Below are 18347 nucleotides of genomic sequence, written 5' to 3' on the forward strand. Positions count from 1 at the left end.
CGAAGAATTATTCGCTATCTTGTTGCAGATTGAAAATTTCAACCAAACGTTTTGAAAAGCGCACAATTTCAGCAGACATAAGTGCAAAATCGGCATCCATTTTGGCTAATTTATCTTCTCTGGGAATATCATCATTTTGCTCAGTCATTACATCGGTGAATTTTAAACGTTTGACTGCCATATCTTCTTGCAATAAAGCACTGAAGGTCTCATCCCATTCAATGGCTATTTTTTGCACAGTTTTACCTGCGCTTAGATGATTCATTATTTCTTCACTGGAAAGGTCTTGGTTCTTACAGCGCACAATTGCACCGTCTTCTTCCATTGAGCGCAATTCAGCTTCTTCAAGTATAACCACATCATTAGGTACTGAATTATCAGTAAGCCAATGCGTTAACTCTTCTTGTACACTTTGCTTCGCTAGTGGCACTACTGGCAACGAACCAAGTGCTTTGCGTAACATCGCTAAAAATGTTTCTGCTTTACCATCAGCACTGGCATCTACGACGACCAGATTATCTTGCGTAGAAATAAAACCATGGCTAAAACTATTTTTGGTAAACGCTTGGGGTAGCAAACGCTGCACAATTTCTTCTTTCATTTCTTGTTGGGCTTTTTTACCCACATTTGAACCCGTTTCTGCTTCGACCAGTGCAACTTTATCCGCAAGTTCAGCATTGATGACAGCAGCTGGCAGTAAACGCTCTTGCTTCTTCAGTGTTACCCAGAACTTACCGGCTGCGCTATGTACTAGCATATCGCCTTGGCCAAGAGGCGACGTCCAACCCATAGTGGCTAATTCTTGTGAACCACAAGGGCGAAATGGAAATTCGGCGAGTTTATCTTGGATGTCGTCTTCGGTTAAATCGAGTACTTGGGTAAGATGATAAAGTTTAAGGTTTTTGAACCACATAAATTAATGTCCGTTGATAAAGGATGAATACGATTGGGGATAAATAAAAATGGCCGCTAGCCTAGCAGTCTTTAGTCAAAACTGCCAAACCTAGCGTTAAGAATGTAACGGGATGGTGATTAAGTATTGTAAGCCTTGTCCTGGCTTACTGGATACCTCAATATCGCCTTTCAAGGTTTGAGTGACTAGGTTATACATAATATGTGTACCCAAACCGCTTCCGCCTTTTCCGCGTTTAGTGGTATAGAATGCATCAAAGTGCTTGGCAAGTGAATCTTTTGGCAGCCCTTTGCCGTTATCACGGTAGTCAATGGTTAACGTTTCAGGTTGCTGACAAATCTTAATATCTATGGTGCCTTTAGTGATGTCTTCAAACCCATGAATAATAGAATTCATTATCATATTAGTGAAAATTTGCGCCAACATACCGGGCGCGCACACAATTATGACCTTATCTGGGCAACTAATATTGATTACGTGTTGAGTCTTTTTAAGGCTAGGAGCTAAAGACTGAATGACTTCGTTAAGATATTCCTTAATATTAATTTCCCGCTCAGCTTCACTCGCTTGATCGACGGCAACCTGTTTAAAGCTGGAAATTAAGTTTGATGCGCGGTTTAAGTTATTGGTCAACAATGTGATGGTTTGTTGCGCATCAGATATGAACGTACTCATTGTGCTGCCAGTTAGGGTTTTTTCCTGGTAGGCTTTTTCAAGTGTATTTAAACGTTCCTGTAAGAAGCTGGTGGCCGTAACGCCGACTCCTAAAGGTGTATTTACATCATGAGCTATACCCGCAACCAAGCCACCGAGGGACGCCATGCGCTCTGACTCTACCAACTGGTCTTTGGCTAATTGTAGGGTGTCCATCGATGATGCTAATTCACTGTTGCGCTTTCGAAGTTCGTCCTCGATAAACTGACGGTTTTCATTTTCTTGACGCAACTCTCGCTGATTAACAATTAGCTCATCTTTTTGTTGTTCTAGATCGAGCATTATCTTACTTAAAGTGGCGGTTTTTTTAGCGACTTCCTGTTCCAATGAAATATTGTGATCATCAAGCATACGGTTGGCTTCTCGCAGTTCGACCTGAGTACCGTTTAAGCGATTCTGAAAGTCAGCCATCCCGTCAACCAAGCCGTTGTATGCATGTTCCAACAAGGTAAATTCATTATCTTCGGCGACGTTTAAATGCAGTTTTGATGATTCTAAATCGTCAATATCGAAGTCTGATATTTGTTGGCGCAATTCGTTTAACGGGTTAGTTAACATGGTTCTAAATGCACTCATAAACAGAAATACCAGAAAGGCAGTTTTAATGATGGCATTGCCAATGAGAAAGAAAATACCCACTTCAATTCGACTGAATATAATTTGTGCACTGGAGTACAGAGTAACATCGCCGACTAACGACGTTCTACCAGAAAACTCAAATATTAAAGGGAAACTATAACCAAATGTTCCACCGATATTATCCTGTTCCATACCCTTGAGAATAGGCGATTGAGGCTGTTCAGCGGTGCGACCTAAATTGGCAATATACTGACCATTCTCATCTCGTATTTGTACGCCCTCCACTATGGGCAACTCCATTAATCCAGTGGCAATTGACTTAGCTTGTGCCATGTTTAATTCCCACATAGCCCTTGTCAAACTGGTACTAAAGGTGTTTTTCAGGGTTTGTAATTCACCGGCTATGTGACTTTTAGCATTCACATATTCGGTAACTATTTGTCCCACAGTAACTATCAAGGTTAATATAAAATAAACAGACAGAACACGTGTCAAAAGCTTCTTTGATAGCGTGCTTTTTTCGTTAGTCATTTGGTAATCCATGAAGGCGATGAAAATTAAGAATATGCGCTATAGATAAAATTAACAAGTCACTGTGAATTATTGCAATCTAGCTGTAATGAAAAGCAAGTGTTTGAAAACAAGCAATATATTTCGCAAATATGACAAGTTTAGGGTAAATATTACTGGATTTAGGCAAGGTTATTACACTCTTTATGGTAACTTTAATAAATATGTCACGAAGGTAACGAATAATTGCGGACTTTGTCATGAACAGGAAAACAAAAATGGCCAAACGAGTATTACTGGTTGAAGATGAAGCGCCGATCAGAGAAATGTTAAAATTTGTCTTAGAGCAATCTGGCTATGAAACCATCGAAGCGGAAGACTTTGATGTTGCCTTAGAAAAGGTGGTTGAACCTTATCCTGATCTTATCCTACTGGATTGGATGTTGCCTGGTGGAAGCGGTGTTCAATTAGCTAAACGTTTAAAGCAACACGAATTTACCCGTGACATCCCGATTATAATGGTTACCGCCCGTGGTGAAGAAGAAGATAAAGTACGTGGTTTGGATTCCGGCGCAGACGATTATGTGACAAAGCCTTTCTCACCAAAAGAGCTTGTAGCGCGTATTAAAGCGGTTATCAGACGTGTAACTCCCACTTCAAGTGATGAACTCATTGAGTTTAGTGGTTTAAAGCTCGACCCTGTTTCTCATCGGGCGACAGCAAACGATGAGCCATTAGACATGGGCCCGACCGAATTTAAGCTACTGCATTTCTTTATGTCTCATACTGAACGTGTATACAGTCGAGAGCAGTTGCTAGATAATGTTTGGGGCACCAATGTTTACGTGGAAGATCGTACCGTCGACGTACACATCAGGCGCTTGCGTAAAGCAATATCACGGTTTGGCCACGACAACATGATCCAAACTGTACGCGGCTCTGGTTATCGATTTTCTGTGAAGGTCTAGTCAGAGGGCGCTCAGCTTTCGTACCTAAACTCGGCTGCAAAGGAGAACAGTTGCTGCCATGTATTACCCTTTCTCTTGGCTTAAAAGCCTGGGTCGCTTAGCGGCCTATTTTCTGGTGGTTATTCTACTCGGCTGGTATTTCTCAGAACCGAGTTTGGCTGTGGCTATTGGCGCATTACTACTGCTTGCTAGTCATTATTGGAATATTTATCGTCTTAATCACTGGCTGTGGCAGAGTAAAAAAATAACACCCCCTAAAGTGAATGGTGTATGGGAACATATCTATGATGGTATCTATACGCTACAACGGCGAAATAGAGCAAAACGAAAAGAGCTAGGAATATTAGTTAAGCGCTTTAGAGAAGGGTCTGAAGCCCTGCCGGATGCAGCAGTGGTAGTTGATGCTAACGCGGCCATCATTTGGTGTAACCGCTTGGCGCGTATCGAGTTAGGCTTACGCTGGCCAGACGATGCCGGTCGCAGGATCTATAACTTGGTTCGCCACCCCCAGTTTGTTGAGTTTTATCATAACAAAGATTATGAAAAACCCATTGAGGTTCCATCCCCAGTTAACGACCAACGTATTCTTGAGTACCGTATTATGCCCTACGGTGATCAACACTTACTGTTGTTAATAAGGGACGTGACCAAGCTGACTCAAATTGAAAAAATGCGTAAAGACTTTGTAGCAAATGTGTCCCATGAATTACGTACTCCATTGACCGTAATTAATGGATACTTAGAAACGCTACCCGGTGCGAAAAATATTCCAGAAGCCTTTTTAGCCAAAGCTTTCGAAGAAATGCGCTCTCAATCTACCCGCATGCAATGCCTGATTGAAGAGTTACTCGTCTTGTCACGTATCGAAGCGAGTAGTGAGCGCGGAACAGAAAATATCGTAGATGTGCCGCAAGTCCTGCGTACCATAAAAATTGAAGCCGACACATTAAACGCCAGTAAACAGCACACGATTACTATGGATGTTGACCCAAACCTTCGAATTTATGGAGTAGAGACTGAGCTGCGCAGTGCGTTCTCAAACTTACTGTTTAATGCAATTCATTACACCCAAGACAAAGGTGCCATTCATGTGCAGTGGAAGCTTATAGACCAACAAGCTACATATATAGTGACCGATAACGGTTACGGCATTGAAGCAAAGCACCTTGATCGTTTAACGGAGCGATTTTATAGGGTAGACAAAGCGCGTTCACGCAAAACAGGGGGCTCTGGTTTGGGCTTATCTATCGTTAAACACGTTTTAAACCACCATAACTCACGCTTAAGTATTAAAAGTAAAGTAGCAGAGGGCAGTGAGTTTTCGTTTTCTTTCTCCCCTGAACTGTCCGTAAAACAGCATCTTAATTAACTTACTTTGCAAGATGACACAGCCCGAGTTTTTATATATCAATCTGTGTCATCTCACTAGTCACTTGAAATAAAAAGAATTTTCTAATATTCCGCTGAATCTCCCCGCTTTTTTATGCGTTTCTGTATGACACTTTTATTAAACTTTTCTGACACTTTTTATATGTAACAAAAATGTCACCGAGCCACGGTAATCTTCGTGCAAATTTTAAAACACATTAAAAAATACTCGTTTATCGGAGAGCACAATGGAACTTAAGAATCTTTTCAAAGCATCAGCAGTAGCCACTGCTTTATTACTAGCTGGTTGTGGTGGAGACATCAATGTTACTCCAACGGTTATAGATAATAGTGTAGACAACAGCGTGTCTAACCCAACAACGGATGGTGGTGACAGCACAACGAATGTCTGTGCCTCTTACGAGAATACTAGCGGTGAGACGGTTCAAGGAACATATGACGGCCAAGATTGTTCATATTCTACGTCGTTCGTAAGTGCGAGTAACCCATTAACAACAGATGTGACCCTTGCTGACTTGAGCGACGATGGTGTTCATTACTTTTTAGGCTCTCTTGTGATAGGTGAGGGCTGTAACACGGACGGCGGTACTTGTAGCATTGAAACTGACGGGCCTACTTTAACCGTAGATGCCGGCGCGACCGTCGCATTTAATCAATCAACTTCATTCGTATTGGTGAATCGCGGCGCGAATATCGAAGCTGAAGGTACGCTTGATGATCCTATTACATTTACGTCGGTGAATGAATTTACCCGTCTTGATTCAGTAGGAAATGGTCCTCAGTATGGCGACTGGGGCGGCATGATGATTGACGGCTTCGGCATTACTGACCAATGTACAGATGCTCAACGCGCAGCAATAACATGTAGCGCAGAAAGTGAAGGTGTTACTAGCTACTACGGCGGCAGTGACAACGCGGATGATAGCGGCACAATTAAGTTTGTAAAAATTCACTATGCAGGTGGTTTACCTGCAGGCCAAGAAGCAGGAAATGACTTGAACTCCCTTAGCTTGTTTGCGGTTGGTTCAGGCACCGAAATCGATTATGTCGATATATATCAAGGATTCGATGATGGCATTGAATTATTCGGTGGTGCAGTTGACCTCAAGCACATCGTCATTACAGACACACAAGATGATAGCTTAGATATCGATGCGGGTTGGCAGGGGCGCGCTCAATATGTCCTTATCAAACAAGGCACTGTTGTCAATGCAAGTGGCGTAACGGTTAACATGGGTAATGGTGGTTTTGAATCTGATGGTGTTAAGGGGACGTCTTCAACTGAAGCGCCTGCATCTGCCCCGATTATCGCAAACGTAACCGTATTAACCACTGACGGTTTATCTATCCGTGATGATGACGAATCAATTGCTATTAAGCTAGACGATATGATTTCTGCTACTTGGTATAACACGCTACTAGTTAAGCCTGTTGCAACCCAAACGTGGTGTATTAATTACAGCGGCGATGCAGCTGAGGTTATTGTTAACGGCACCGTATCAATACATAACTCTGTTGCTGCCTGTGCACAACTGGCTAATACCGGTAATGAAACAGTAACATCTGGTAGTGATTCAACAACAGTACAAGAATGGTTTGAAGCTAATTCGAGCGAAGTCGTTGGCGGCAACGCAGACGTACTAGCAGCGAATGGTTTCGCTACCTTAACGACTAGCACTGACATAACAGTACCTGCATTTGATGCCTCTACACTAGATGCATTCTTTGAAGCAACTGACTTCATTGGTGCGGTATCAGACACCGATACTACGTCAGATTGGTACAACTGGGCGAATAACGCGTTTGTTAACGCTGCTGCAGACGAGTAACCAATTTTGTATTAGATAAATAGGCGCCTAGTAGCGCCTATTTTTCGATTTATAGCTAGGAGTTTAAGGTGAGCAATCAATACAAACTTAAAAAAGTCGCCTACTCGGTAGGATTAGGACTTTTGGTTAGTACAGGTACAGCGTTCGCGCAAGAAAGCCAGGTAATGGAAGAAGTTGTCGCGACAGGATCTCGACTACAAGGAACAGCTTCTGCCGTTATCGAAGAACGTAAAAATCAGGCATTTGTTGCTGATATTCTAGGCTCAGAGCAAATCTCACGAACTGGCGACAGTGATGCTGCATCTGCACTGCGCCGAGTGACAGGTTTAACATTAGTAGACGGTAAGTTTATCTATGTGCGCGGTTTAGGCCAGAGATACTCTAGCGCCCGTTTAAACGGCGCAAGCATTCCCAGCCCCGATTTAACACGTAATGTTATTCCCTTGGATATCTTCCCGGCAAACGTGATTGAAAGCTTATCGGTACAAAAAGCCTATTCGCCGAATATGCCAGCCGCATTTGGTGGTGGTAACGTCGACATTCGTACCAAAGCGATACCGACCCAATTTGTCTCAGGTATTCAAATTGGTATTGAGGGCAATAGCAACAATTCTGACGGGTATACTTACAGCCGTGATGACAGTGGCATTCCTCAGGCATTAACCGATGCTATTCCGTATTATCGTGGCGATTTTGGCTTAGCGAATATTATCGCTAAAGATAACTTGGTCTCGGGTGATACCACTGCTGCAGCGCAAGCAAACGTGATTAATAAAACGCTAGCCAAGTCGGTTCCTCGGAACCTGACACTAAAAGATGAATCGCTAGACCCCAACTACTCTGCTCAAGCCTTTATCGGGAATAGTTTCGATGAAGAATATTTAGGTGGTCAAATCGGCTTTTTAGCGTCTTTAGCGTATGACAACAAGTGGACGTATTCAGACCGCTCTAGCGCTGTGACCAGTGCCACACCAACAAGTGATTGTTCTAGTGAACTTGCGACTGCAGAAGATGTTCAAAATTCTTGTTTTGATACCTTTGCAGAGTCACAGATGACAACGCAGGAAGAGCGCCTAAATGGGCTGTTTAGCGTGGGTTACAAGTTAAATAACCATAGCGTCAGCTATACCAAAATTTATATCGAAGATAATGAAGATGAGTCGGAAATTTCTATTTCACAAAATCCGAGTCAAAATATTACGATTGCTGCTGACAACGAAGCCGATCGTACCCATAGCTTCAACTACGAAGAACGCACCCTGGATGTAGACCAGTTCCGTGGGCAACATACATTCCTTGACTACATGGGTGTTGGCGTTGATTGGCAATACACTGAGTCGAGCGCTGAAACAAATAACCCTTTAAATGTGGCTTATGAGTTTACGGATACTTATGACGACGGCGCATATACTGGGTCATTTATTGATGGTGCTCAGGGGCGTGCTAACTACCAGTTTGTTGATATGGAAGACAACATGAAGTCTTGGGGTGGCAATGTCACGCTACCTTTAACATTCCAGAATTTGGAAGTTGAATTAAAAGGCGGTTGGGATTTTGTAGACCGTGCTCGTCTTTATACAACCTCGAGCTTCTTTCTTGATAATAGCAACTCGTCGATTGTTGTGAACGATAATGAGTCAGACATTCTGTCGATAACGAACTACCTGACAGACGAGTTCATCGATACGAATATGTTGATTAACTTTAACGAACCCATTGCCCCAGAAGCTGATGATTATTTAGCTGCGCAGAAAATTGATGCAGGTTATGCCGCTTTTGATGTTTTCTACAAAGGCATTTGGCGGATAAGCGGTGGTTTGCGATACGAATCATTTAAGCAAGTTTCGTTGTCGTCTTCGAGTTTGATATTCACCAAAGAAGATTCAGATAATTATTACAGTGAAGAAGACATTCTTAACGGTACCGTAAATGATGATGACTTCTATCCTGCGCTAAGTTTGACTTACGTCGGTGGCGATGATTACCAGTTGCGCTTCGGTTATGGTGAAACCGTAGTTCGCCCAGATTTACGTGAAGTTGTGCCGGTTGGCTATAACGATCCCTTAACGGATATTCGCACCACGGGTAGCACTACGCTTAGCTCAACAACATTAAAAAACTACGATTTACGGTACGAGTTATATTTCGACGATGGGGATAACTTAGCCATTTCTGGTTTTTATAAAGATATCGCTAACCCGATTGAAACCGTACTCAATGTGGGTGATTCAAGTTATACCGCCAGTTTCACTAACGGTGAAACCGCCGAAGTTTATGGTGTTGAAGCTGAGTGGTTATATGACTTGAGCTGGGCAGCGGATGGCTTCTTTACTTCAGGTAATATCACCTTAAGTGATTCTGAAGTGAAAATTGACGCTGCTTCAGCAGGGAATTTAACCAATACGTCTAAGCGGATGACAGGTCATTCTCAATATGTGGTTAATATGCAGCTCAGTTATGATTCTGCAAACGGTAACCACAGTGGCTCGTTGGTTTACAACGTCTTTGGTGAGCGTATTTTAGCGTCAGGTATTAATGGCCGTGAAGATTCGTTTGAACAACCATTTCATTCATTGGATGCCACCTATTCTTACTACCCAGATTTTAACACCACCGTCAAATTGACGGTAAAAAACCTAATGGGCGAAGATCAGGAAGTGACACAGAGTGGACTTTCAGTCAGAACTCGTTCAATTGGCACAACGGTTAAGTTGAGCTATAAATACGATTTCTAAGTGAATTCAGCATATAAAAAATAGCCGCTTTTGCGGCTATTTTTTTGCCTTTTTACCCTACTGAATTAACTGGTATTGCTTTACCGCTGTGTCGGTTTGCAATCCAAAATGGCCTAATGCATAAGTGAATGTTGCGTCTTCATTCGCTATACGACTGCTATGCACAGCGCCAACGTTACAGCTACCTGTCGAGCATATTATCTGATCAATGTAACTTTTAATGGAATACACCTTCTCCCCAAGAGGCACGGCATAAATACTGTCCAAAAACGGATTGTATACCGACAAACCCGCTGAGCCACAGGTAGAGCTCCACACATTAAACGGATAATAACCACAGCTTTTTAAACCTAAGAATGCGCCCGCAATCCCTACAAAGGTATCCACTTGACTGGCAGCCGCCAACTTATCAATTTGCTGAGCCGCTAATGTGGCACCCATTGAATGGCCAATAACATCAATTTTGCCAGTGCAACTGGACACTAAGGCACTTTGAATGGCTTGGCGTACCGGTGTTTCTTCGCTACCACTATGGTTATTACAAGCAGCGCAGTTCTTCGAACCCCAATCTGGGCGGTAAATATCGCTTGGGCTATAGCCATTACTAAGTAAATGATTATAAGTATTATCCCAACTTGCGGGGGTAGCAGTATTGCCGTGGACTAACACAACGGCATCTTTACATGCTAATGCGCTAAACGGTATCAGCATACATATCAACGAGCTGATTAGGAATTTACGACACTTCTTATTTTTTGACATTATCGTGACCTCTTTTATTGTTGTTAGAATGATAACGATACTTAATATAGATGCGCCAAGTGGAAGCTGAAATAGTACTTTAGCACTGTGATTTTTATTAAAATTTGGGCGAGTGTAGGTCAATTTGCGTGAGGTATTTATAAGAAAACCCCCGATTGGGCGTCAGGGGTAAAGCCAGATGCGAGAAGTTCAGGGCTAAAATTGCTCTTCGTAACGACTGACTTCTGCATATACTAAACTGCTGCCATCTCGCTGTAATAGCAGTATTTGATAAGGCATAAATTTATCGCCCATCTCCATACCTGGGGAGCCAGTTGGCATGCCTGGTACCGCAAGGCCGATAGCTTTTGTTGGCACATCGTTTAAAAACTGTTTTATAAATTTACTCGGTACATGCCCTTCAAATACATAACCATTTTCAGAAACTGCACTATGACAAGAACGGTAGCGCGGAGATATATCGAAATTAAATCTTACTTCTTCTAGGTCCGGTAAATTAACTGCGCTGGTGGATATTCCTTGATTTTCTAGATGACTTATCCATTTTTTACAGCAGCCACAAGACGGTGTTTTGTAGACCCTTAAGCTGACATTTTTCTCACTTTGAGCGGAGTCAGGAATGCGCTGAGTTGTTTGATCTAGTGACGTTGGTACTGGCTCTGAACAACCTATTAATAACGACAATGCCAAAGTGAGTAAAAAAATAATATGCTGTGAATGCATGTACACCTCGTTATTTTGACCAGTGAATATGAGTGATTTTCCATACGTTATCGACTTTTTTTAGTACGATTGTTTCAAAGCCAATATAATCCAATATTTTGTCTTTATACTCGCCTTGGGTACGCTTTCTGGCCACTGAGTAAGCAAGGTCGCCTATTTCGTAAACCTGCTGCTCCAGCAGTGTGCTGGTCATATGGGCTAAGAACTTCATGTCAGCTAACATGTGATGATTAGCGTATTCATCGGCTGAGCGTTCTGCGGCACCTTCAAATATTAATACGTCATCAGCCAGCGTCGCGCGAGCTGCAATTTTGTTACTCTGTTGAAGTGCTCGATGAAATGCCATGACTGTTTTTGCGGGGGCCAACTCGAGCCCAGCAAACATGGACTTGTTTGTTTCATGCACTTCATTGCCATGGGCATAGGTGATGGCTGAAAATGATGCATAGAATATAACTGCGCCTGCAATTAATGAGTTATTTAGGACGTTTTTTGTCATTTTTTACCTCTGTTATTTAAATTTCTAGTAGAATTTAGTGGCTCACAGGACCCACTAATGTAGTGAATATACTGGTAGTGATCAGCACACCTATACCAATAAGGCCCTCAATCGCGATAGATTTTTTCAGTGGTGATGGGTTTTGGTTACGTATCAGTTCGGGCACCAAAGAAAATTTATGCCATGCACCTAGTAATAGCATACTGGCGACCAAGGTTAATTTTAGTAACAGCAATTGTCCGTAGCGCGAGGTAAATAACTCGCCAATCGAATCGACGAGCATGAATATTAAGATAGCGCCACATACAATCAGTGACGCCACAATAAACATAGCCACCTGACCAAATTGATGCATAACGACACCTAATTTATCACTCGGGAGTTGACGACAACTTGTATACAGCGGCCATATCGCACCTGCCCAACTTGCCATGGCAATGACATGTAGGGTTAACAACACTTGCGCGATAATGCCCAGTTCGACCGAGTGGCCTGATAGGGAAAAACTCGCGGCGAGTATCAAGCCAAATATAAGTCCTACCCAATATTGAGTTTGCGTGTATCGAGCTTTTGACGGGTGTAATAATGAGTGACGATAACGTAGGTTCATCCATATCAACCAGCCTAAAATCAGTATTAAGGACAAAGTACGCCATAAGGTCTGTGTTCCCAGCACCGATTGCCAAGCGATGTTCAACATCAGACTGTCGAACATACCATTAAAGCCTGCTTCGGCCATTGATCCAGCTTGCAATGGCAGGTATAGCAAGGCCGCAACAAGGGAAGCTGTCATCCACTTCAGTTGCCAGCGGTAAATAGCCGAACGGAATTCATCGCTGCCGGAAGCAATAACCTCTTGATTTTTTGTTAGCAAGTAAGTGATCAACGAGCCACCGAAGAAGGCTGCAGTTCCCACATAACTAATCAGTTTAGTTAGCAGTAATAATATTGACCAAGTGGAAACATCCATTACGTTTTTTTACCTAGTGTTAATGTTCGTTATGAGATGCTTTTTTCGCTGGCATGTCTTTTATCTTGCCCTGTTTATGTAGGGTAAACTGATACTGACCAGACATTTTATGTCCATCTTCGCCCAGTGCGACCCAGTTAACGTCGTAGCTTCCGGGTAATAAATTCGGTAGCTGTGATTCATACATCACTGATGCTTCTGCGCTTGGTGTGAAACCAAATTCCACCAAGGATTGAGTGTCAGTACTCACACTCAGTTTGATAAGCCTTACCTTGGCACTAAAGGTGAGTGACAAATCATTCGGACTTTCCATAAGTATGGCGTCTTGTGCAGGAGAAGCCTGTTTGAGTCCAACATGCGCCCAACTTGAGGCACTAATAGCTAACCCTAAAATACACGCTGCGATTTTAATTTTTTTCATTTGAACCTCGATAATAGAGTTGATGTCACTGTTTTTTATTTAAAAAGGGTTAGGGAGCTAATGTGGTTAAAACCAAAAGCGTAAGCCGGCTACCACGCTAGTACTATTTACTTCCTCTTCTCTAGCTCGGGCAAAGTCAGCACTGTTACCAAATTTTGTCGTCCACTCTATCCCTACGTAAGGCGCAAACTGTCTTGAAAACTCATAACGCAAACGAATACCGGCACTGAGATCAGATAATCCCTTACCAATACCATTCACCTCATCGTCTTTGCCGTTAAGACTGGTTTCAATGCGACTTTGTAGTACTAATCGTTGGGTAAGCAGTAACTCATACTCCGCTTCTGCTGATATAGCGGTACGACCACTTTCGCCTATATATGCGCTGACATCGATTTCAAACCAATAGGGAGCAAGTCCTTGAAAACCGAAGGTTAACCATTGGCGATTTCGACCTTCATCATATTGGTCAAATCTAGCGCCTAGTTGGGTGTCCCAATATGCTGAAACCGCGTGAGACCAGAGAAACTCAGTCTGGCTTTCTACTAGTTTGCCTCTAACAATGTCGCCTTCTGCTTTAAACACAGCACGCTCAAAGGTGGTGCCAGACCAACCTTGAACGTCGTAGACGGTACTATTTTCATCGTCGTTATATTCCAATCGGTCCGCTAATACTGACCAAAAACTGTGTTCGTCTGCTAAGGTCAGTCGCCCAGGTCCGGCTAACGCATAAGGGCCGTCGGTGAGAGTGTAGCCAGATGAATATGCATGTGGATCCCGGGCATTTTCTGGCGCATCGCCGCCTTGGGGTTGCATTTCCATGGCTGATTGGCCCATTTCAGAGTGATCCATAGAGGCGCTATCTTTCGCGCCCATGTCCATCTTGCTATGATCCATCTCGGAGTGATCCATAGTTGCGCTATCTTTTGCGCCCATGTCCATCGTGCTGTGATCCATTTCGGAGTGATCCATGGAGGCGTTATCTTTCGCGCCCATGTCCATCTTGCTATGATCCATCTCGGAGTGATCCAAGGAGGCGCTATCTTTCGCGCCCATGTCCATCGTGCTGTGATCCATTTCGGAGTGATCCATAGTTGCGTTATCTTTCGCGCCCATGTCCATCTTACTGTGGTCCAATTCAGAGTGATCTTTAACGCCTGATGTCTGCGTTTTTACAGTGGTATTTTGCTGCGCCCCAAGGTTGTGGCTAGTCAATATGGTACTAGCAGATAATAAGACACCAACAGTTGAAAGGCTTATTAGAGGATTTATCATGCGACCACCACTTCGCGGAACATCCCCGCGTCCATATGAAATAAAAGGTGACAATGCCAAGCCCAACGGCCCACATCATGAGGAGTTGTTAAAAAGCTGATACGCTGAGCAGGTTGTACCGGGATTGTGTGTCTTCTTACTTGCACTGCCGATTGTTGGTTTTCTAAATCACTCCACATCCCGTGTAAGTGCATCGGGTGCGTCATCATAGTGTCATTTTGCAAAATGACTCTTACACGCTGATTGTGCTTCATGTGTACAGGAGTGCTTTCACCAAACTCAAGACCGTCAATTGACCAACTGTAACGCTCCATATTGCCTGTTAGATGTAACTCAATTTCAGCTTCTGGCTCACGATGATCGGTAATCCCGTCGATAGAATGCAGATCAGCAAGGGTCAGAACACGTCGGCCGTTTTTCCGAAGACCAATACCCGGATCGTCTAAATTAGTACGTGGCATATCTACGCGCATATCTGTTGACGGGCCGTACTCTGTTCTCGCGTGACGTACCTTAGTTGATGCGACAGCTAAAGCGTTGTCTTGCATGCTATGTTGGCTGTGATCCATTGATGCATCCATACCAGACATCTTCGACATATCGCCCATCATGTCGGCCATGGTTAACCATTCAACTGGGTCTAGTGCGGGCACTGGTGCGTTAAGTCCTTCCGCGATTGCCAGCGTGCCTTGGGCATAACCACTACGGTCCATGCTTTGCGCAAACAAGGTGTAGGCATCATTTTTAGGTTGCACAATGACGTCATAGGTTTCTCCCGGGCCAAAACGAAACTCATCGACGCTGACCGGCTCAATGTTTTGTCCATCAGCCTGAACAACAGTCATTTTTAATTCAGGAATGCGCACATCGAAAAAGCTATTGCTTGAGCCGTTAATGAAGCGCAAGCGGACTTTTTCTCCGGCTTTGAATATACCCCGCCAATTGCCCATAGGCGTAGTGCCATTCATTAGGTAGGTCAGGGTAGCGTTAGACAAATCAGCCAAATCTGTGGGACTCATACGCATCTCGTTCCACATTTTGCGGTTGGCTAATGCGCTGTTTAAGCCATTTCTAGATACATCTTTAACAAAGTCTTGCACCGTAGGTTGATTGAAATTGTAATAATCACTTTGGGTTTTCAATTTGCCGAATACTTTCATCGGATTTTCGTCAGTCCAGTCAGATAACTGCACCACAAGATCCCGATCGCTTTGAATAATGTCGGTTTCTCTTGGCTCGATAATTAACGCGCCATACATGCCGGTCATTTCTTGGAAGCCACTGTGAGAGTGATACCAATATGTGCCACTTTGATTTAAGGTGAAGCGGTAGGTGAAGGTTTCACCCGGCATAATACCGGGGTAGCTCAAACCTGGCACACCGTCCATCTGGTAAGGTAGAATAATGCCATGCCAATGAATGGAACTCGGCACGTTCAAGCGGTTTGTTACATTAATAGTAACTTCGTCGCCCTCGACGAGACGAATCGTTGGCGCAGGTATAGTGCCATTTATGGTGGTTCCCATACGCACAACACCGGTGAAATTGACCGGGGCAGCGCCAATTTCTAAATTAATAGTCTTGCCACTCAGTTGTGGTGCATAGCCTGTCGAGGTTAAGTCCTGAGTGCGAGGTGCGCCGTGCAATACCGTGGGAACCGAGGTCAATACTCCGCCGATTGCCAATCCCTGAACAAAGCGGCGACGAGGCAATGACTCAGGAAACTGCCGAGTAAACGAATTCATTCTTTATCACCTTTATCTTCTATTTCAATGCTGCCAGTCTACTTAACTGCACCTGTCATAGACATGACCTAAAGATGACAAAGTTGTAATCTTACGGTCACCTTACTGTTAGGTAGACTAATGCATGCTTAAGAACATCTACCAAGGCTAAAACTGAATATGCGATTACTCATAGTAGAAGATGAAGTGAAAACCGGTGATTACCTGAAGCAGGGCTTAACTGAATCCGGGTTTATGGTGTCTTTGGCGCGTAATGGCTTAGATGGACATCATCAAGCGATGACTGAATCCTTTGATGTGATTATTTTAGATGTGATGCTGCCCGATGTGAGTGGCTTGCGCATAATACAGTCCATGCGTGAGGCGAATAATCACACACCAGTCCTTTTTTTGTCAGCACGAGACAGCGTTGACGATAGGGTAAAAGGCCTTGAACTAGGGGCTGATGATTACTTAATCAAGCCATTTGCTTTTTCTGAGGTACTCGCGCGGGTACGCACATTACTCAGACGTGGTCAAATTACGCAAGTGCAAGATCAACTGCATGTGGCCGATTTACACTTGGATTTGCCTAAGCGTAAAGTGATGCGTAATGGGACGAAAATCTCCTTGAGCCATAAAGAGTTTTGCTTACTTGAATTATTGGTGCGCAGACGTGGAGAAGTGCTACCTCGTTCGCTGATTGCATCTCAGGTGTGGGATATGAATTTTGATAGTGATACCAACGTTATTGACGTGGCTATTCGACGCTTACGGGCAAAAATTGACGATAACTTCGAGCCGAAATTAATTCATACCGTTCGTGGTATGGGTTATAAGCTGGACGAAGAGAAAACTGATGAAAATAGTTAGTCGAAGACCCATGTCACTCACCATTAGAGTGGTGTTGTTTGTCGCGATAACCATCTCAGTGTGTCTTATTTTAGTACGTCATTTACTGATCAGCTCGATTGAACATCATTTTATCCAACAAGATGGGGAAGAGCTCGCTGTTATTGTGCATTCCATCGAAGATATCTTAGTACAGCACAATGGACAAGTTGCTGACGAACAACAGAGTTTATCGCTAGCTGTGGCGGGGCATCACGGAGTCTTCTATCAAGTTTCTATGGGGGATAGTAGGCCTTTCTTCAGTAATTCAGAATTAGATTTCGTCGATGCGGCGAAAGAGGCGCCCGTATCCACTCAATTCAATCAAAGTGACATTCAGCACTGGCAGCTCGGTGACAATATGTATCGAGGAGTAGTGACGTTAATTAAAACTCCGAATGTAGAGTATCGGGTTATCAGCGCTATAGACATGAGTTTTCACACGCATTTTCTAACGGAATTACGACATAGTTTATGGTACATATTACTTGGTTCATGCCTACTCACATTATTAGCAGCATGGCTTGCTGTATATCAAGGGTTGAACCCTTTACGTGGTTTGAGTGACAAAATGAGGCATATTCAAACCAATAAGCTAGACGTGCGGCTAGATAAACATGCTGTGCCTTTAGAACTAGAAGATATGGTCCGCTCGTTCAATCATATGCTTAATCGCCTCGAAGAAGGATTCCAGCGCTTATCTCATTTTAGTGCTGATATTGCCCACGAATTGCGCACCCCTTTAACAAATATTATTACTCAAACCCAAGTGAGCTTGTCTAAAGTACGTACTAACGACGAATATCGTGACTTGTTATTCTCGAACTTAGAAGAACAAGAGCGTTTGAATAAAATGATCAGCGACATGCTATTACTGGCTAAGAGTCAAAACGGTTTAATCAAGCCGCAGAAACAGAGCTTGTATCTTAAAGATGAAATTAACGCCTTGTTTGAATTCTTTGAAGCGTTAGCGGAAGAGTCACAGATTAGATTACAACTAACAGGTGTCATGGCTTATGTCAGTGCCGATCAGACCTTGTTACGTCATGCGCTGACGAATTTATTATCGAATGCGATCCGCCATACTTTGGCTGGGGAAACCGTCACCGTTCGACTTAGCGAACAAAGCCCAGATATGATCAGTATTTCGGTACACAACCCTGGCGATACAATTCCTCAGGAACATTTAACACACCTGTTCGACCGCTTTTATCGAGTTGATCCATCCCGCCAGCGTCACAGTGATGGTGCAGGTTTAGGGTTAGCCATCGCCAAAGCCATTATCGAAGCCCAGGGGGGGATGATAAACGTAGCATCAGCAAACGGGCAAACTGAATTTAGTATCTTGCTGCACAAGACTTTCTAAACGAGATAATGCGAGGGCTGGCTCGTACTCGTTGGCCAAATGAGAGAAATACTCACTCTGTAACATCTTATATATCAGC

14 protein-coding genes and 1 pseudogene are annotated in these 18347 nt (G+C 43.5%); 6 read left to right on the forward strand and 9 right to left on the reverse strand.

Annotated elements, in window-relative coordinates; translation table 11 throughout:
- Nucleotides 1-7: 7 nt before the first annotated feature.
- Nucleotides 8-913: a recombination-associated protein RdgC gene (gene rdgC, locus GQR89_RS04630; protein ID WP_158768973.1), complete on the reverse strand. Its 906-nt coding sequence runs from the start codon at nucleotides 911-913 to the stop codon at nucleotides 8-10.
- A gap of 96 nt (nucleotides 914-1009) precedes the next feature.
- A complete protein-coding gene (locus tag GQR89_RS04635) occupies nucleotides 1010-2737 on the reverse strand; it encodes a sensor histidine kinase (protein WP_158768974.1) in 1728 nt (575 codons plus the stop codon).
- A 257-nt stretch (nucleotides 2738-2994) separates the two neighbouring features.
- Here GQR89_RS04635 and phoB point away from each other — a divergent pair, with 257 nt between their 5' ends.
- From phoB to GQR89_RS04655, 4 genes are all read left to right on the forward strand, one after another.
- On the forward strand, nucleotides 2995-3684 hold the full coding sequence (gene phoB / locus GQR89_RS04640; RefSeq protein ID WP_158772132.1) for a phosphate regulon transcriptional regulator PhoB: 690 nt from the start codon (nucleotides 2995-2997) through the stop codon (nucleotides 3682-3684).
- A 58-nt stretch (nucleotides 3685-3742) separates the two neighbouring features.
- Nucleotides 3743-5053 (forward strand): phosphate regulon sensor histidine kinase PhoR, encoded by a 1311-nt coding sequence (gene phoR / locus GQR89_RS04645; protein ID WP_158768975.1) that lies wholly within the window; start codon nucleotides 3743-3745, stop codon nucleotides 5051-5053.
- Nucleotides 5054-5300: 247 nt separating this feature from the next.
- Complete coding sequence (locus tag GQR89_RS04650) at nucleotides 5301-6902, forward strand: hypothetical protein (RefSeq protein WP_158768976.1); 1602 nt, start codon at nucleotides 5301-5303, stop codon at nucleotides 6900-6902.
- Nucleotides 6903-6970: 68 nt separating this feature from the next.
- A complete protein-coding gene (locus tag GQR89_RS04655; protein WP_158768977.1) occupies nucleotides 6971-9637 on the forward strand; it encodes a TonB-dependent receptor domain-containing protein in 2667 nt (888 codons plus the stop codon).
- 57 nt (nucleotides 9638-9694) lie between these two features.
- On the opposite strand, the gene GQR89_RS04660 is transcribed toward GQR89_RS04655, so the two are convergent.
- The 7 genes and pseudogenes from GQR89_RS04660 to GQR89_RS04690 form a co-directional block, all read right to left on the reverse strand.
- A complete protein-coding gene (locus tag GQR89_RS04660; RefSeq protein ID WP_158768978.1) occupies nucleotides 9695-10399 on the reverse strand; it encodes a triacylglycerol lipase in 705 nt (234 codons plus the stop codon).
- Nucleotides 10400-10594: 195 nt separating this feature from the next.
- Nucleotides 10595-11122 carry a DUF411 domain-containing protein gene (locus tag GQR89_RS04665; RefSeq protein WP_158768979.1) on the reverse strand — a complete coding sequence of 176 codons (528 nt, stop codon included), beginning with the start codon at nucleotides 11120-11122 and terminating at the stop codon, nucleotides 10595-10597.
- 10 nt (nucleotides 11123-11132) lie between these two features.
- A complete protein-coding gene (locus GQR89_RS04670; protein ID WP_158768980.1) occupies nucleotides 11133-11621 on the reverse strand; it encodes a nuclear transport factor 2 family protein in 489 nt (162 codons plus the stop codon).
- A 34-nt stretch (nucleotides 11622-11655) separates the two neighbouring features.
- Nucleotides 11656-12591 carry a copper resistance D family protein gene (locus GQR89_RS04675; RefSeq protein WP_158768981.1) on the reverse strand — a complete coding sequence of 312 codons (936 nt, stop codon included), beginning with the start codon at nucleotides 12589-12591 and terminating at the stop codon, nucleotides 11656-11658.
- 19 nt (nucleotides 12592-12610) lie between these two features.
- Entirely contained in the window at nucleotides 12611-13012 is a 402-nt protein-coding gene (locus GQR89_RS04680) for a copper resistance CopC family protein (RefSeq protein ID WP_158768982.1), read from the reverse strand.
- A 66-nt stretch (nucleotides 13013-13078) separates the two neighbouring features.
- Nucleotides 13079-13855, reverse strand: a pseudogene (locus GQR89_RS21700) (copper resistance protein B); the annotation flags it as partial.
- A 428-nt stretch (nucleotides 13856-14283) separates the two neighbouring features.
- Complete coding sequence (locus GQR89_RS04690) at nucleotides 14284-16032, reverse strand: copper resistance system multicopper oxidase (RefSeq protein WP_158768984.1); 1749 nt, start codon at nucleotides 16030-16032, stop codon at nucleotides 14284-14286.
- Between the two features lie 159 nt (nucleotides 16033-16191).
- Between GQR89_RS04690 and GQR89_RS04695 the strand changes: the two genes are divergently transcribed.
- Together GQR89_RS04695 and GQR89_RS04700 are read left to right on the forward strand one after the other, a co-directional pair.
- Nucleotides 16192-16884 carry a heavy metal response regulator transcription factor gene (locus tag GQR89_RS04695; protein ID WP_158768985.1) on the forward strand — a complete coding sequence of 231 codons (693 nt, stop codon included), beginning with the start codon at nucleotides 16192-16194 and terminating at the stop codon, nucleotides 16882-16884.
- Entirely contained in the window at nucleotides 16871-18268 is a 1398-nt protein-coding gene (locus GQR89_RS04700) for a heavy metal sensor histidine kinase (RefSeq protein WP_233269080.1), read from the forward strand. Before GQR89_RS04695 ends, GQR89_RS04700 begins: the two co-directional genes overlap by 14 nt.
- The last annotated feature ends 79 nt before the right edge of the window (nucleotides 18269-18347 follow it).

Origin of the sequence: Paraglaciecola sp. L1A13 (assembly GCF_009796745.1) — a bacterium.
In the GTDB taxonomy this organism is placed as follows: Bacteria; Pseudomonadota; Gammaproteobacteria; order Enterobacterales; family Alteromonadaceae; genus Paraglaciecola.

Bases quoted from the DNA above. Each gene is read 5' to 3' on its own strand.
- rdgC (WP_158768973.1), bottom strand. From the start codon at position 913: ATGTGGTTCAAAAACCTTAAACTTTATCATCTTACCCAAGTACTCGAT.
- GQR89_RS04635 (WP_158768974.1), bottom strand. From the start codon at position 2,737: ATGACTAACGAAAAAAGCACGCTATCAAAGAAGCTTTTGACACGTGTT.
- phoB (WP_158772132.1), top strand. From the start codon at position 2,995: ATGGCCAAACGAGTATTACTGGTTGAAGATGAAGCGCCGATCAGAGAA.
- phoR (WP_158768975.1), top strand. From the start codon at position 3,743: ATGTATTACCCTTTCTCTTGGCTTAAAAGCCTGGGTCGCTTAGCGGCC.
- GQR89_RS04650 (WP_158768976.1), top strand. From the start codon at position 5,301: ATGGAACTTAAGAATCTTTTCAAAGCATCAGCAGTAGCCACTGCTTTA.
- GQR89_RS04660 (WP_158768978.1), bottom strand. From the start codon at position 10,399: ATGTCAAAAAATAAGAAGTGTCGTAAATTCCTAATCAGCTCGTTGATA.
- GQR89_RS04665 (WP_158768979.1), bottom strand. From the start codon at position 11,122: ATGCATTCACAGCATATTATTTTTTTACTCACTTTGGCATTGTCGTTA.
- GQR89_RS04670 (WP_158768980.1), bottom strand. From the start codon at position 11,621: ATGACAAAAAACGTCCTAAATAACTCATTAATTGCAGGCGCAGTTATA.
- GQR89_RS04675 (WP_158768981.1), bottom strand. From the start codon at position 12,591: ATGGATGTTTCCACTTGGTCAATATTATTACTGCTAACTAAACTGATT.
- GQR89_RS04680 (WP_158768982.1), bottom strand. From the start codon at position 13,012: ATGAAAAAAATTAAAATCGCAGCGTGTATTTTAGGGTTAGCTATTAGT.
- GQR89_RS04690 (WP_158768984.1), bottom strand. From the start codon at position 16,032: ATGAATTCGTTTACTCGGCAGTTTCCTGAGTCATTGCCTCGTCGCCGC.
- GQR89_RS04695 (WP_158768985.1), top strand. From the start codon at position 16,192: ATGCGATTACTCATAGTAGAAGATGAAGTGAAAACCGGTGATTACCTG.
- GQR89_RS04700 (WP_233269080.1), top strand. From the start codon at position 16,871: ATGAAAATAGTTAGTCGAAGACCCATGTCACTCACCATTAGAGTGGTG.